The organism is Eikenella exigua, from assembly GCF_008805035.1.
Taxonomy (GTDB): domain Bacteria; phylum Pseudomonadota; class Gammaproteobacteria; order Burkholderiales; family Neisseriaceae; genus Eikenella; species Eikenella exigua.
This window is the reverse complement of sequence record NZ_CP038018.1, coordinates 969167-983444: the sequence shown is the minus strand read 5'-3', so window position 1 is coordinate 983444 and position 14278 is coordinate 969167. Positions and strand designations below refer to the sequence as shown.

The following is a 14278-nucleotide window of genomic DNA, read 5'->3' as shown; positions in this document are numbered from 1 at the left end:
AGCCGATTAGGCTTAAATTTCGCGGCCGTTCACCCAGTTTTGAATCGCACGCGCATCGTTTACGCGGGTGGTGGGCGAGGGGGAATTGAGCAGCACGATAATCAGCGGCTGGCGCTGTACGTTGGCATACAGCACCATGGAGCGGCCGCTTTCGCGGATGTAGCCGGTTTTCTGTAAAGAGATATTCCAAGTACCTTCGCGCACCAAGGCGTTGGAGTTGCGGTATTGCTGCACTCGGCCGTTGCTGGTTTGGGCGGAGCCGGAATTGGAAGTGGAGAATTGGCGAATCAGCGGGTATTCGTGGGCAGCACGCACCATCAGGCTTAAATCACGCGCAGTGGATACATTGCGGAAATCAAGGCCGGTGGGGTCGTAGAAACGGGTTTGCTGCATGCCGAGGCTCTGCGCTTTGCGGTTCATGGCGCTCATGAAGGCAGGCAGGCCGCCGGGATAGTTGCGGGCAAGAGCGTGGATGGCGCGGTTTTCGCTGCTCATCAGACCCAGGTGCAGCATTTCGCGGCGGGTGAGGGTGGTGCCCACAGAAAGACGGCTACCGGTGCCTTTGAGGCGGTCGATTTCGGCTTCGGTAATTTCCAGGGTTTCATTCATGTTCTGGCGGGCGTCCAGCACCACCATAGCAGCCATCAGCTTGGAAATGGAAGCGATGGGGCGAACTTGGTCGATACCTTTTTGATACAGAATCTCGCCGCTGCGGCCATTCATAATCAGTGCAGATTGCGAAGTGAGCAGCGGCCCGGCTACGGCAGCCTGGGCTTCCACCCGTTCAGCCGGACGGCTGCTGAGGAAAGTGCCAAGCGGGTCGTCTTGCACGGGCAGGTTTTGTTCAAGGAACTGGCCAAGCACATCGATGTCGTCTTGCGCGGCGGCGGGCAGGCTGGCCAAGGCCAGGCTCAATCCGGTGGCCAAAATCAGCCAAGTCTTTTTAATTGCAAACAATTTTGTTACCTATCAGTCTGTTGTGTTCCAATGCCATCAGGCGGTTTACTGTTGCAGCAGGCAAATATCTGTTTTAACGGTAAAAATAAAAACCTGCTCATTGTGGATAAAAAATACAAGTTTGTAAACCCTAGATAGTGTAAAAGAATTTTTGTAAAGGGCAGGTTTTGCTATGAAGATAATAATAGGGATATAGCACTGATGGCGGCAGTGTCTGCGTTGATGTGCGCAGGATTCCCCTATATACTTTCGCATTTCGCCATCTTCTTACGGCACAACATATTACATTGCGGAATCACACCAAATGAGCAACGAAACCCGATACTGTTCTTTCTGCGGCAAATCGGAAAACGAAATAAAAAACCTGATTGAAGGCGATAATGCATTGATTTGCAACGAGTGTATCGACACCTGCAGCCACATGATCCACAGCGAGGGTACAGCGGATGGCGAAACGCACTCCGGCGAAGACAGGTTGCCCACGCCGGCTGAAATTGTCAGCAATTTGAACCAGCACGTTATCGGCCAGGAACAGGCCAAAAAGGTGCTGGCGGTAGCGGTGTACAACCACTATAAACGCCTGCGGCATCCGAAAGAGGGCGATAATGTAGAGTTGGCCAAATCCAACATTTTGCTCATCGGCCCCACCGGCTCAGGTAAAACTTTGCTGGCGCAAAGCTTGGCACGGCGTTTGGACGTGCCGTTTGTCATGGCCGATGCCACCACGCTTACCGAAGCCGGTTATGTGGGCGAGGACGTGGAGCAGATTATTACCAAGCTCTTGGGTAATTGCGATTTTAATGTGGAGAAGGCGCAGAAAGGTATTGTCTATATTGACGAAATCGACAAAATATCGCGCAAGAGCGACAATCCATCGATTACCCGCGATGTATCCGGCGAGGGTGTGCAACAGGCTTTGTTGAAACTGATTGAAGGCACGGTGGCGTCCGTGCCGCCGCAGGGTGGACGCAAGCACCCGAATCAGGATTTTATTCAGGTGGATACCACCAATATCCTGTTCATCTGCGGCGGCGCGTTTGCCGGCTTGGAAAAGGTTATTCGCCAGCGTACGGAAAAGGGCGGTATCGGCTTCGGCGCTTCGGTGCACAGCAAAGATGAAGATGCCGACGTTACTGAACTGTTTGAAATTGTTGAACCGGAGGATTTGATTAAATTTGGCCTGATTCCTGAGCTGATTGGCCGTTTGCCGGTGATTGCCACACTGGCTGAGTTGGATGAAGAAGCACTTATCAGCATTCTGACAGAACCGAAAAATGCCTTGGTGAAACAATATCAAACGCTGTTTGAAATGGAGGGGGTGGAGCTGAAGGTGCAGCCGTCTGCTCTGTGCAGTATCGCCAAACTTGCTATGCAGCGCAAAACTGGCGCGCGCGGCCTGCGTTCGATTGTGGAGCACGCTCTGTTGGAAACCATGTTCCGCCTGCCAGATATCAAAGAACAGGTGAAAACAGTAGTGATTGACGAAACAGTGATTAACGATAACTGCCAGCCCAAACTTCTTACTGCAGACGGGCAGGAATATCAGCTACCGTAGCAGTAGGCATGAGGCTACCTGAAAATATCAATCCTGTTTTCAGGTAGTCCTATCAGAAAGACACCATGTGGCGCATTGTTTTTATCGGCTATATTTTTTGTTACCCTGGTGTTTGCCCTCGCTCAGCCATCGTTGGCGCGGATGCTGATTTATTTGGTGGTGTGGACGATATTGCCCACGTTGTTTGCGTTTTGGGTGGTTTATATCCGTTTGCGCAACAAACGCCTCAAACAGGAAGAAAAGCAGGGTAGGGAAGCCTTGCCAAAATAACACTTTTCTCCTATAATCCCGCAGCTTTCGTTTTGAAAGCTGTTTCTTTTTTATCTTAACGCTCGCATCTTGCACCAAAGGGTGTCTCGGTTTTGAGATTCTGTGTGCATTGATGTTTGCTATAACCCTTTGTAAGGAAAATAAATGTCTCAGATTACTATGCGCCAGATGTTGGAAGCAGGTGTTCACTTCGGTCATCAGACCCGTTACTGGAACCCGAAAATGGAACAATACATTTTCGGCGCCCGCAACAAAATCCATATCGTAAACTTGGAAAAAACCCTGCCCCTGTTCCAGGAAGCGCAAGACGCCGTTCGCCGTTTGGCTGCTAACAAAGGCACCATTCTGTTTGTCGGCACCAAGCGCCAAGCCCGTGATATCGTGCGTGAAGAAGCCACCCGTGCCGGTATGCCCTATGTGGATCACCGCTGGTTGGGCGGTATGCTGACCAACTACAAAACCGTTAAGCAGTCTATCAAACGCTTGGAAGAAAAAGCTGCCATTTTGGAAAATGCTGAAGCCAGCGGTTACAACAAAAAAGAACTACTCACCATTCAACGCGAAGTGGAAAAGCTGGAACGTTCACTCGGCGGCATTAAAAACATGAAAGGCCTGCCCGACGCCATTTTCGTGATTGATACCGGCTACCAAAAAGGTACGCTGACCGAAGCCGGCAAACTGGGTATTCCGGTAATCGGCGTGGTGGATACCAATAACGATCCGGAAGGCGTGAAACACGTTATCCCTGGTAACGACGACTCCGCCAAAGCCATCCGTCTGTACTGCCGCGGTATCGCTGATGCCGTATTGGAAGGTAAAAACCAGGCCTTGGCTGAAACCGTAGCCGCCGCACAGCAGGCTGCTGCCGACGAAGCTGAATCTGCCTAAGCCGATCCGCATGAGGCTACCTGAACACACCGCTTCAACAAGCGGACGCCCAATCCGGCCTTTCAGGTAGCCTTCAATTTATCCAAAGCGCGGCATCCGGCCGCGTTTCTCAATAAAACAGGAGTAAATAATGTCTGCAATTACCGCAAAAATGGTTGCTGATCTGCGTGCCGCCACTGGCTTGGGCATGATGGAATGCAAAAAAGCCCTGGTGGAAGCCGATGGCGACATGGCCAAAGCTGAAGAAATCCTGCGTATTAAATCCGGCGCTAAAGCCAGCAAGCTGGCCGGCCGTACCGCTGCTGAAGGCGTGTTGGCTTATGCTATTGAAGGCAAAGTTGGCGCTTTGGTGGAAGTGAACTGCGAAACCGACTTCGTGGCCAAAGACACCGGCTTCATCGCCTTTGCCCAATCCGTAGCCAAAACTGCTGCTGAGAAAAAACCGGCCACTGTTGAAGCCCTGGCCGAATTGGTGGAAGGCGAGCGCAAAGCCGTGATTGCCAAATTGGGCGAAAACATTTCTGTACGCCGCTTTGAAATCATCGAAGCTGCCAACAGCCTCACCACCTACATCCATGGTGCTGCCGCCACTGAAGGCGTGCTGGTGGAGTACAAAGGCGATGAGACCACTGCCCGCCACGTTGGCATGCACATCGTGGCTTCTAAGCCACAATGCATTTCTGCCGAGCAGGTTGATCCCGAAGTGGTGGCTAAAGAGCGTCACATCTACACCGAGCAGGCGATTGCTTCCGGCAAGCCCGCCGAAATCGCCGCCAAAATGGTGGAAGGCCGCGTGAAGAAATTCTTGGCTGAAGTAACGCTGCTGGGTCAACCCTTCGTGATGAACCCTGATCAAACTGTTGAGCAGTTCCTGAAACAACGGGGTACTGAGATCGTGAACTTCGTCCGCTTCAAAGTGGGAGACGGCATCGAGAAAAAAGAAGTAGATTACGCTGCTGAAGTGGCTGCGGCTGCTAAAGTGTAATTTTGTTTGTATAGAAACAGCCTCCGTTCAGTTGGAATAGAGGCTGTTTTGTATTTTGTGAGAGGCAAGTATTGGGTTTTCAGGTAGTCTTTTAATGTTATAGCTAAAGCAATTCACTGCTTACAGAGCTATGGTTGCAGCCATACAAACAGTGAGCCATAACAATAAAAGATAATACGGTAATATAGGCTACCGTCATAGCGAGAGTTCGATTAATCTGTGCTGTCGGTAAACGCTTCTAAAATAGAAACTTATCTTATTATTTACACAATATTTCCACAAACTGATATTGTTATAATATAACTCTAATTTTTTAAATGGAAAATTTGACCATTAGGGAAGAATTAAAGATTATAATGGACTATCCGGAATTCCCTGGATTCTTTCCCAACAACTGATTATTTATCGGTAAACACATTAGGAGAGTCTAATGAGCAAGACCATGAAGGCCATGACCTATTACGGCGAAAACGATGTCCGCTTCGAAGATCGCCCGGTTCCCACTATCATTGATCCTACTGATGCTATCATTCGCGTTACCAAAACCACCATTTGCGGTACGGATTTAGGTATCATGAAAGGTAAAAACCCGGAAATCGAAGCTGTTGCCCGCGAAAAAACCGGCAAATGGGAAGGCCGTATCCTCGGCCACGAAGCCATCGGCGTGGTGGAAGAAGTGGGCTCTGCCGTTAAAGACTTCAAAAAGGGCGATAAAGTTATCGTATCCTGCGTGAGCCGCTGCGGTATTTGCGACAACTGTCAGAAACAGCTCTACGCCCACTGCCGCAAAGAGGGCGGCTGGATTATGGGCTACATGATCGACGGCACCCAGGCAGAATACGTGCGTACTCCGTTTGCCGACAATTCACTCTACCACCTGCCCGAAACCCTCAATACCGATGTGGCCGTATTCCTCTCCGATGCACTGCCCACCGGCCATGAAATCGGCGTGCAGTACGGCCAAGTAAAACCTGGTGACGCCATTGCCATCGTTGGCGCCGGCCCCGTGGGCATGGGCTGCCTGCTGACTGCCCAGTTCTACTCTCCGGCCACCATCATCGTGGTGGATATGGACGAAAACCGCCTGGCCATGGCCAAAGAAATGGGCGCCACCCACACCATTAATCCTAACAAAGAAGACGCTGTGGCCAAGATTTTGGAAATCACCGGCGGCCGCGGTGTGGATTGCGCTATGGAAGCAGTAGGTTATCCTGCCACTTGGGATATCTGCCAGAAAGTGGTGAAAGAAGGCGGCCATGTGGCCAACGTGGGCGTACACGGTAAATCCGTGGAGTTCGATTTGGCCAAACTGTGGATTAAGAACATCACCGTTACCACCGGCCTGGTAAATGCCAATACCACCGGCATGCTGCTGAAAGCTTGTGAATCCAGCAAGCTGCCGATGGAAAAACTGGCCACCCACCGCTTCAAATTCAGCGAAATGGAAAAGGCCTACGACGTGTTCACACACGCTGCCGACACCAAAGCCATGAAAGTCATCATTGAAGTGTAAGCTGGTTCGCTTACTGAAATGATAAAGAGGCTACCTGAAAATTTTCAGGTAGCCTTTTGCTGTGCTCAAGCGGGGATGCACCCTGTCAGCAGCATGTAATACCAGGCGAGCCAATGCTGTAGGAAGAAATTATACTCCCCGCTTTTTCCCGCCCGCCTGTTAAGCTAAAATACGTCCCGCCAAATCAAATGAAGGAAACCATAGCCATGAACTTAACCGTTATCGATCATCCGCTGATCAAGCACAAAATCACCCTGATGCGTAAAGCCAACTGCAATACCTACCAATTCCGTACTTTGGTAAAAGAGCTGGCCCGCCTGATGGCCTACGAAGCCAGCCGCCATCTGGAAATCGAGCCGCTGGCCATCGAAGGTTGGTGTGGCCGCATCGAAGGCCAGCAGATTAAAGGCAAAACCGTAACCGTGGTGCCGATTTTGCGTGCTGGTTTGGGTATGCTCGATGGCGTGCTAGATCTGTTGCCCACTGCCAAGATCAGCGTGGTCGGCCTGCAGCGCGACGAAGAAACCCTGCAACCGGTTTCCTATTTCGAGAAATTGGTGAGCAAAATGGACAAACGCCCGGCCATGATTCTCGACCCGATGCTCGCCACCGGCGGCTCGATGGTGGCCACCATTGATTTGCTGAAGAAAAAAGGCTGCCGCAACATTACTGCCTTGGTGCTGGTGGCCGCACCGGAAGGCGTGAAGCTGGTGAACGACAAGCACCCCGACGTGAAAATCTACACTGCCGCGCTCGACAGCCACCTCAACGAAAACGGCTACATCATCCCTGGCTTGGGCGATGCCGGCGACAAGATTTTCGGTACCAAGCAATCAGCTTGATTGCCCGATGCATTCGCCAACAGGCTACCTGAAAATTGTGAAATCATTTTTAGGTAGCTTGAATTGCCGTTTGGCAGCTTCCACCGAACGGCTATAGTCAAAGCAATTATTCCCCTTCAGCAGGCAACGAGCTGTAGGCAGAAATCAGCGCTTGAGCTATACCTGAAAACAACGCCATGGTCTCTACCCTCACACTCCTCTCCTTTGTCGCCACCGGCTTTCTCGGTGGCGGCCGTTGCGCCGGTATGTGTGGCGGTTTGAGCACTGTCTTTGCTTTGCAGCTGCCGCCGCAGGTGGGGTGCGTGAAACTGATTGTGCTGATGAACCTCGGCCGTATCGGCAGCTACACCTTTATCGGCCTGTACCTGGCCGGGTTCAACGCCTATGTCGCGCAGGTGGAAAAGCTCGGGCAGCTGGTGTGGCGGCTCAATCCGCTCTAACCCGCCTCTTGCCCATCCAAAATACCCCTTGCCTGCTTCGGCGTTGGCCTGCTGTGGGTTGGCTGCCATACGGCATGGTATACAGCGCTTCGCTGTATGTGCTGGGCAGCGGCAAAGCGGAGGATGGTGCACTGATGGTGCTGGCCTTAGGCTTGGGCGTGGCCGAACTTGCTGGTGATAAGGCTGTTTGCCAACCAGCTCAAGAGTCTGCGGCAACATCTGCGTTTCAGGCTGGCGGCCGGGTTGAGCGTCAGCCTGTGGGTGGCATGGTAGTTGTGGCATGGAGTGGCTGGGTGGCTGTAGGCTACCTGAAAACATAGTCGCTCCAAATGGAATAATGCGGCCTCGACCCGCCGCTTTGTTCCATTCCTGTATGAAACGATTACGGTGAAACAACAGCCGTATAACTGCAATTCTCCAACATCGGGGGAACGGTTATCCGGCTGTTTTATTTCAAGTCAGGCCTCTAGCTGCCGAAGTACAACTAAAGGCTACCTGAAAGCTATCCGCCTACTGCTTTTCAGGTAGCCGGCAGGCTGGGGCTTATATCAAATTAGCATTTATAGTGAATTAAAATAAGCGTTAGCTCGCCTAGCTGTACTACCTGTGCTGTCTGCGGCTCGTCGCTTTGTGCCATTCATTCCTATTTTAATCCACTATATCTTTGCCGCCGCTCCTGAAAAAAACGTTGCAGCAGCCTCGTACTTTCCTCTGCTAACACGCCGCCTTGCACGGCGGTGTGTGGGTTGAGCTGTTTGTTGGCAAACAGGTCGAGCATGCTGCCGGCAGCGCCGGTTTTCGGCTCGGCAGCAGCGTAAATCAGGCGGCGGATACGCGATTGCATGATGGCGCCGGCGCACATGCTGCACGGTTCGAGGGTAACGTATAAATCGCAGCCGTCCAGCCGGTAGTTGCCCAACCGGCGGCCGGCTTCAGTGAGCGCGGCGATTTCGGCATGGCAGCACACGCTGTGTTCGGCCACGCAGGCATTGGCGCCGCGACCGATGATTTCGCCCTGGTGCACCACCACCGCGCCCACCGGCACTTCGCCTGCGGCCAAGGCCTGCCCGGCTAATTGCAAAGCCTGCCGCATCCAGCGTTCACTTTCTTCTCGCGGCGGAAACAGGGCAACCGGGCGGTGGGCACGCAGTTTGGCGCGCCATTCGGCTTGTTCGGTTTCGTTCAGGTAGCCTTCTCGCCCTTCGGCCAGCAATACCAATTGCCACAGCGTGGATTCAGTAACGGTGAGGCCGCTGGCTTTGAGCAGCAGGAAAGCGGTGGCAGGCGTAATGCGTTGCAGATCGGCGGTGTCGGCTATGCCCAATTCAAGCAGCGCTTGTCGGGTTTTTGGGGCAAGCGGGGGTGTGGTGAGCGGGGTGGCGTGCATAATGGACGGTAATAATGGCTGAATGGGCAGCATCATAATTGCGTGGCTGTGCTTGAAGCAAGACTGAGGCTACCTGAAAGGGTAGAGTAGGGTTTCATGTAGCCTTCATTCCCAGCGGCAAGCCTTGCAAGGCTGTTGGCAAATCGGGTAGGATTGACCGCTTTTCGATGGTCGGTTTTTGCCCGGCATCGCTTTGTTTTTTACGCAAACGGCCCAGCGCCGTTTGACATAATATGGATGCTTATGTCTGATTTATTTCACTTTCCCACTTTCGACGAACAGTATCCCAATTTGCGCGAACGGGGCATTCGCAAATATGCGGTGGTGTATCTGCGCGACCAAATCCAACGCCTACTGGCGCGGCGGCAATGCGAAGAGTTTACCGCCTTCATCAACCAGCATCCGATGTGGGCACCGATTTTCCAACACAATCCCTATGCCGCCCGCGCCGTGCTGGATACTTATGCCGACAACCGATTCGGCAAAGATGCGCGATTGCAGGCCGTAATTAACAACTTCACTTTGGCGCAAAGCAAACCTTCCGCTGCCAAGTGGCAAGAGTTGGTAACACAGCGCACCGTCGTGCTCAACCATCCCGCGCCCGAGCTCTCCATCAGTTTGAATATCAACCATAAAGACCCGTTGGAAGGTTTCTTTTTAGTGAGCCTGCAAAGCACCGAGCGCAGCCGCATTTACGATGCCGTGTTCAGCTTTATCGCGCCCAACGGCCTGCTGATTACCTCCATCCAAGGGCCGCACAGCAGCGATGCCCCCGAGCTCATCCGCCACACCACCAAGCAACTGCACGGCGTGCGGCCGATGTTTATGATGGTGAACGTATTCAAGCTGATGGCTGCCGAACTCGGCTGCGAGCTCTACGGCATTCCACACAAAAGCCAGGCCAAATTCCGCTGGAATGACTCCAGCCGCCTGCTGTTCAACTACGATGCCTTCTGGCAGGAAAACCAAGGCAGCCTCGATGCCAACGGCTATTGGCGGCTGCCCACTCAAATTGAGCGCACGCCGCTGGAAGAAGTGCAAAGCAAAAAACGCTCTATGTACCGCAAACGCTATGAAATGCTGGATACGCTGGAGCAGGATATCCGTCGCCTCTTTCGTTCGGAAAGTTGATTGCTAGGCGGCAACAGCGTGCCCACTGTGTTTCAGGTAGCCTTCCAACCGAGTGGAGGCTACCTGAAACCTATCCGCTCTAAAACCAAGCCCTGTATGTTCAGGTAGCCTCTCATGGCCATGAACATACAGGGCTGAGTTTTATTGGTTTAAACCGTTTTGCCTTTGTATTCGCACAAATCATACACGATACATTCGTGGCACAGGGGCTTTTGCGCTTTGCAGGTGTAGCGGCCGTGTAGGATAAGCCAATGGTGGGCATTGAGCAGGAATTCTTTGGGCACGAAGCGCATGAGTTTGTCTTCCACTTCGCGCACGTTTTTGCCTGGCGCGAGATTCATGCGGTTGGCTACGCGGAAAATATGGGTGTCCACGGCCATGGTCGGTTGGCCGAAGGCGGTGTTGAGCACGACATTGGCGGTTTTGCGGCCGACGCCGGGCAGCGCTTCAAGCGCTTCGCGGGTATCCGGCACTTCGCCGCCATGTTTTTCCAGGAGCAGGCGACAGGTTTGCATAATGTGTTTGGATTTGGTTTGGTAGAGGCCGATGGTACGGGTGTATTCCATCAGCTTTTCCAGGCCCAAATCAAGGATGGCCTGCGGGGTGTTGGCCACGGGGAAAAGCTTGGCGGTGGCTTTGTTCACGCCTTTGTCGGTGGCTTGGGCGGAAAGCAGTACGGCGATGAGCAGCTCAAAGGGGCTGTGAAACACCAGCTCGGTGGTGGGGTTGGGGTTGGCGTCGTGCAGGCGTTGGAAGATTTCGCGGCGTTTTTGCAGATTCATGTTTGATGGATGATGTTGGTAACTATTTAGATAATCTATATAAATATTTTCAGGTAGCCTTAATCGAGGCTACCTGAAAAATGTTGCGCTCTTCGTAGAAGTTAAGTGCCGCTGCTCACGCGTAGTTTTTGGCCGGGGTGCAACACGCTGTTGCTCAGGTTGTTGCTACGTTTGATGTCGGCCACGGAGGTGTTGTAGCGGCGGGCGATGGATTGCAGGGTATCGCCGCTGCGCACGATGTGGGACATGGTTTGCTGGCGGCTGTTTCTGCCATTGCGATCGTTGCCGGTGCGGCTGTTACGGTCGTTGCGGCTGCTAGATTTGTTGTCGGCATAGCGGTTAGCGGCCTGATGATTACTGCTGGCGCTCACATGCAATACTTGGCCGGGGCGGATATTGTTGCCGTGCAGGTTGTTGACGCGGCTGAGGTCGGCCACGTTCACGTTGTAGCGGCGGGCAATGGAATACAGTGATTCGCCGGCCCGCACTTTGTGGGTTACGGTTTGTGCGCCACGGCGGTTGGCCTGCTGTTCTTGTCGGGCAGCGCGGCGTTGGTTGTTGCCGGTGTTGGCGGCCAGCTGGCCGAAGCCGGCATTGTTGGCGCGGCGAACCTCAGCTTGGGCTTGGCGGCGAGTTTCCTGGGCTTCGGTTTGTGCTAAGGAAGCACGCACGGCGGCTGCGGCGCTGCTGCTGCCGGGTTCATTGGCAGGCTTGGTATTATCTGCGCTGCTGTTGCCGGCCAAGGACATCAACGGGTCGGGCTGGGGATTGCTGTTGTCGGCAAGTTCAACGGTTTCAGGTAGCCTGTCGTTTGGGTTGTGGATGTTGTTGGGCGTGGCGGGTTGGTCTACGGATTGGGCAGCTGTTTGGACAACCGTTTGAGCTGGGGCTACCTGAATATCGGGCGAGCTGTTCACGCGGGGTGCGGGTTCGGTGGAACGGGTGCCGTTGGAAGCCAATGCGGTAAAAGTAGCAGGGGCAGTTGGGTTTTGCGCCTGCTGCACGGGGGCATGGACGGGTTCGGGCGGGTTGGCCGGTTGGAGTGAGGCTACCTGAACAGGGATGGGCGGTGTTACAGGCTGGGCAGCCGGTTTGGCAGCGGCCACGATGCTGTTGCGTTCAGCTACGTTCTGGCTGTTGCGACGGATGAGGTTGCCCAGTGGGTCGCCGCCGGCGGGTTTGTTGTCGGCAAGCATCTGCACGCCGCGGCCAAGCTGGCTGTTGTTCAGGCTGTTTTTGGCCACGAGAATAGGCAAACCGGCACGGATGGTGTTGCTGCTGAGGCCGTTGGTGCGGCGCAGGTCGGCCACGCTTACGCCGTTGCGGTCGGCGATGTCGCTGAGGGTGGTGGCACCGTCAGAGTGCAGGATGTCGTAGGAGAGCAGGGATTCTTTGGGGGCACTGCGCAGGTTGCGCTCAAAAGCATTGACTGCGCCTACGGGCAAGAGCAGTTTGCGCTGACCGTTTTCGGGCAGGAACACGGGCACTTTGAAGCTGGGGTTGAGCGCTTCGAATTCGGCTTGGCTGATGTTGGCCAGACGGGTGATGGCGTTGATATCTATCGGGCTATCGATGCTGATGGCTTCGAAATAGGGCTTGTTTTCGATGTTGGAAAGATTTAAGCCGAATACTTGCGGGTTGCTCACGAGGTTGCGCACGGCCAGAAGCTTGGGCACGTAATTGCGCGTTTCGTTGGGCATATTGAGGTTTTCATACACCGGCTCGAGCCCCTGGCTGCGGGCGCGGTTTACGGCGCGGCTCACGTTGCCTTCGCCCCAGTTGTAGGCAGCCAGCGCGAGCGACCAGTCGCCAAACATATTATGCAGATATTGCAGATAGTTCAGTGCTGCGTTGGTGGAGGCGTAGATGTCGTGGCGGCCGTCGTAAATATTGTTTTGCGCCAAGCCGTAGTGGCGGCCGGTAGCGGGCATAAACTGCCACAGGCCGGAGGCTCCCACGTGAGAACGGGCTTTGGTAACGAATGCGCTCTCAATAAACGGCAACAGAGCGATTTCGGAGGGCATGTTGCGCTTTTCCACTTCGGAGAGAATGTGGTAAAGATAGGGGCGGCTGCGCTCCACGGTGCGGTTGAAATAGGCACTGCGGGTGCTGAAGTAGGTTTCGTGGCGGCGCACGATTTCGGGATTGACTTCGCTCATGCGGAAGTCTTGCCGCATACGGCTCCACAGATTATTGTGGCGGGCTTGGCTGGGATTACGCAGAATGGCAGCGTTGAGGTTGGTGATGGAGGCGGCAATCTGCTCCGGTGTATAGTTTTGGGCGAGGGCAGAAGCTGGAATTCCCAGGCTTAAAATGGCTAGGGAAAGAAATTTGAATTTACTCATGGCAGAGGAATGAGTCCGTTTGGTTTAACGTTATGATTAGCTAAAAATTTTTTGGATATTAAGGGCTAGGTGGAAGCCGTGTCAAGCCGCAGCTGAACGTTTTGCCGGCACGGCATGCGTAGAGATAAAATAATAACACGAGAGTGCACCCGAACTCTCATTTTCGGCAGGTTTCTTTGTGCTGTGTTTTGCAAAATTTTGTTTGATAGGTATGATGGCCAGAAGAATGAGGAGGCGGCATGATAGAAGAAAACAGGTTGGCCGAATGGCTGGATAACACTGCTACAGGGGGCTACCTGAAAATGGCGGAGCAGGCGTTTTTTGCCATGCATACGGATAATTTATATGGTGTTACCGTGACCACCTCGCTCTGCAACTGGGATTGCTGGCCGCATCAGGTGTTGCGGCTGGGGCGGGGTAGGGCGCAGGCAGACGTGGTGTGTGCACTGCCACAACTGCCGCTGTTGTCGGGTAGCGTGCAGACCTTGCTGTTGCCGCATGGTTTGGAATTGTGTGCGCAGCCGGAAGAATTGCTGCGGGAGTGCTTCCGCATATTGGTGCCCAACGGCAGTTTGGTGCTCAGCGGGTTTAATCCGTATTCGCTGTGGCGCTTCGGGCTACCTGAAAAACAACTCGGCCTGCGCGCCCATGCGCTGCCGCTGCCGAAAGTGCGGCGGATGCTGGCTGAGGCCGGCTTCAGGCCGGATACAGGGCGGTTTATGGCGTATGTGCCGCCGTGGAAAAGCAGTCGGGCGTTGCAGCGGTGGCGGTTTATGGAGTTGGCGGGTAACCGCTGGTGGCCGGCAGCTGCCGCGGCTTATGGTTTGGTGGCAGTGAAAACAGTGTATCCGCTTACCCCGCTGCGCGAAAAGGCCGGCCAACTGCGGAGCGAAGGGTTTTCGCTGCTGCCGGGAAATTGTCGGCAGGGATAGGGGGAGAAAATGGTTGCGTTGCTGTGGGCATTTTAGTATAATTACGTGAATTACCTTGGAAAGGTGGATGAGTGGTTGAAGTCGCACGCCTGGAAAGCGTGTATACGTGAATAGCGTATCGAGGGTTCGAATCCCTTCCTTTCCGCCAGAACATTTTTGTAGAGTACGCGCTTTGCAAATCCAAGAAAAAACAGCCAGCCACACTGCTCGGCTGTTTTTGTATCTGTAGCTAAAGTCCTTCGCTGCCTACG

General features: G+C 53.7%; 11 protein-coding genes, 1 tRNA gene and 2 pseudogenes. 10 read left to right on the top strand and 4 right to left on the bottom strand.

From position 1 onward, the window contains the following. Positions 1-12 precede the first annotated feature (12 nt). Positions 13-957, bottom strand: coding sequence for a serine hydrolase (locus tag EZJ17_RS05155; protein ID WP_067438821.1), 945 nt, complete (start codon positions 955-957; stop codon positions 13-15). 304 nt (positions 958-1261) lie between these two features. On the opposite strand from EZJ17_RS05155, the gene clpX reads away from it, so the two are divergent. The 7 genes and pseudogenes from clpX to EZJ17_RS05120 all read left to right on the top strand — a co-directional run bounded on the left by clpX (position 1262) and on the right by EZJ17_RS05120 (position 7723). Further along, positions 1262-2512, top strand: a complete 1251-nt coding sequence (clpX, locus tag EZJ17_RS05150; RefSeq protein WP_067444845.1) for an ATP-dependent Clp protease ATP-binding subunit ClpX — start codon at positions 1262-1264, stop codon at positions 2510-2512. Positions 2513-2577: 65 nt separating this feature from the next. Then, positions 2578-2782: pseudogene (locus EZJ17_RS05145) on the top strand (hypothetical protein). Between the two features lie 144 nt (positions 2783-2926). Then, positions 2927-3670, top strand: a complete 744-nt coding sequence (rpsB, locus tag EZJ17_RS05140) for a 30S ribosomal protein S2 (protein WP_064104859.1) — start codon at positions 2927-2929, stop codon at positions 3668-3670. A 130-nt stretch (positions 3671-3800) separates the two neighbouring features. After that, positions 3801-4655: a translation elongation factor Ts gene (gene tsf / locus EZJ17_RS05135; protein ID WP_067444843.1), complete on the top strand. Its 855-nt coding sequence runs from the start codon at positions 3801-3803 to the stop codon at positions 4653-4655. 442 nt (positions 4656-5097) lie between these two features. Next, complete coding sequence (locus tag EZJ17_RS05130; protein WP_197478849.1) at positions 5098-6168, top strand: zinc-dependent alcohol dehydrogenase family protein; 1071 nt, start codon at positions 5098-5100, stop codon at positions 6166-6168. 206 nt (positions 6169-6374) lie between these two features. Next, positions 6375-7010, top strand: coding sequence for a uracil phosphoribosyltransferase (gene upp, locus EZJ17_RS05125; protein ID WP_067438834.1), 636 nt, complete (start codon positions 6375-6377; stop codon positions 7008-7010). Positions 7011-7186: 176 nt separating this feature from the next. Next, positions 7187-7723: pseudogene (locus EZJ17_RS05120) on the top strand (sulfite exporter TauE/SafE family protein). Between the two features lie 370 nt (positions 7724-8093). Here EZJ17_RS05120 and tadA read toward each other — a convergent pair. After that, positions 8094-8873 carry a tRNA adenosine(34) deaminase TadA gene (tadA, locus tag EZJ17_RS05115; protein WP_082888195.1) on the bottom strand — a complete coding sequence of 260 codons (780 nt, stop codon included), beginning with the start codon at positions 8871-8873 and terminating at the stop codon, positions 8094-8096. A gap of 207 nt (positions 8874-9080) precedes the next feature. On the opposite strand from tadA, the gene EZJ17_RS05110 reads away from it, so the two are divergent. Beyond that, entirely contained in the window at positions 9081-9968 is an 888-nt protein-coding gene (locus tag EZJ17_RS05110) for a VirK/YbjX family protein (protein WP_067444840.1), read from the top strand. 149 nt (positions 9969-10117) lie between these two features. Here the strand turns inward: EZJ17_RS05110 and nth are convergent, their stop codons facing one another. Together nth and EZJ17_RS05100 are read right to left on the bottom strand one after the other, a co-directional pair. Then, positions 10118-10750, bottom strand: coding sequence for an endonuclease III (gene nth, locus EZJ17_RS05105; protein ID WP_067438840.1), 633 nt, complete (start codon positions 10748-10750; stop codon positions 10118-10120). A gap of 101 nt (positions 10751-10851) precedes the next feature. Then, the gene (locus EZJ17_RS05100) at positions 10852-13095 is read right to left on the bottom strand and encodes a LysM peptidoglycan-binding domain-containing protein (protein WP_067438843.1); all 2244 of its coding nucleotides are present in this window, start codon (positions 13093-13095) and stop codon (positions 10852-10854) included. 239 nt (positions 13096-13334) lie between these two features. Here EZJ17_RS05100 and EZJ17_RS05095 point away from each other — a divergent pair, with 239 nt between their 5' ends. Both EZJ17_RS05095 and EZJ17_RS05090 read left to right on the top strand, forming a co-directional pair. Continuing rightward, complete coding sequence (locus EZJ17_RS05095) at positions 13335-14027, top strand: class I SAM-dependent methyltransferase (protein WP_067438844.1); 693 nt, start codon at positions 13335-13337, stop codon at positions 14025-14027. A 57-nt stretch (positions 14028-14084) separates the two neighbouring features. After that, positions 14085-14175, top strand: a tRNA-Ser gene (locus tag EZJ17_RS05090). Positions 14176-14278 lie beyond the last annotated feature (103 nt).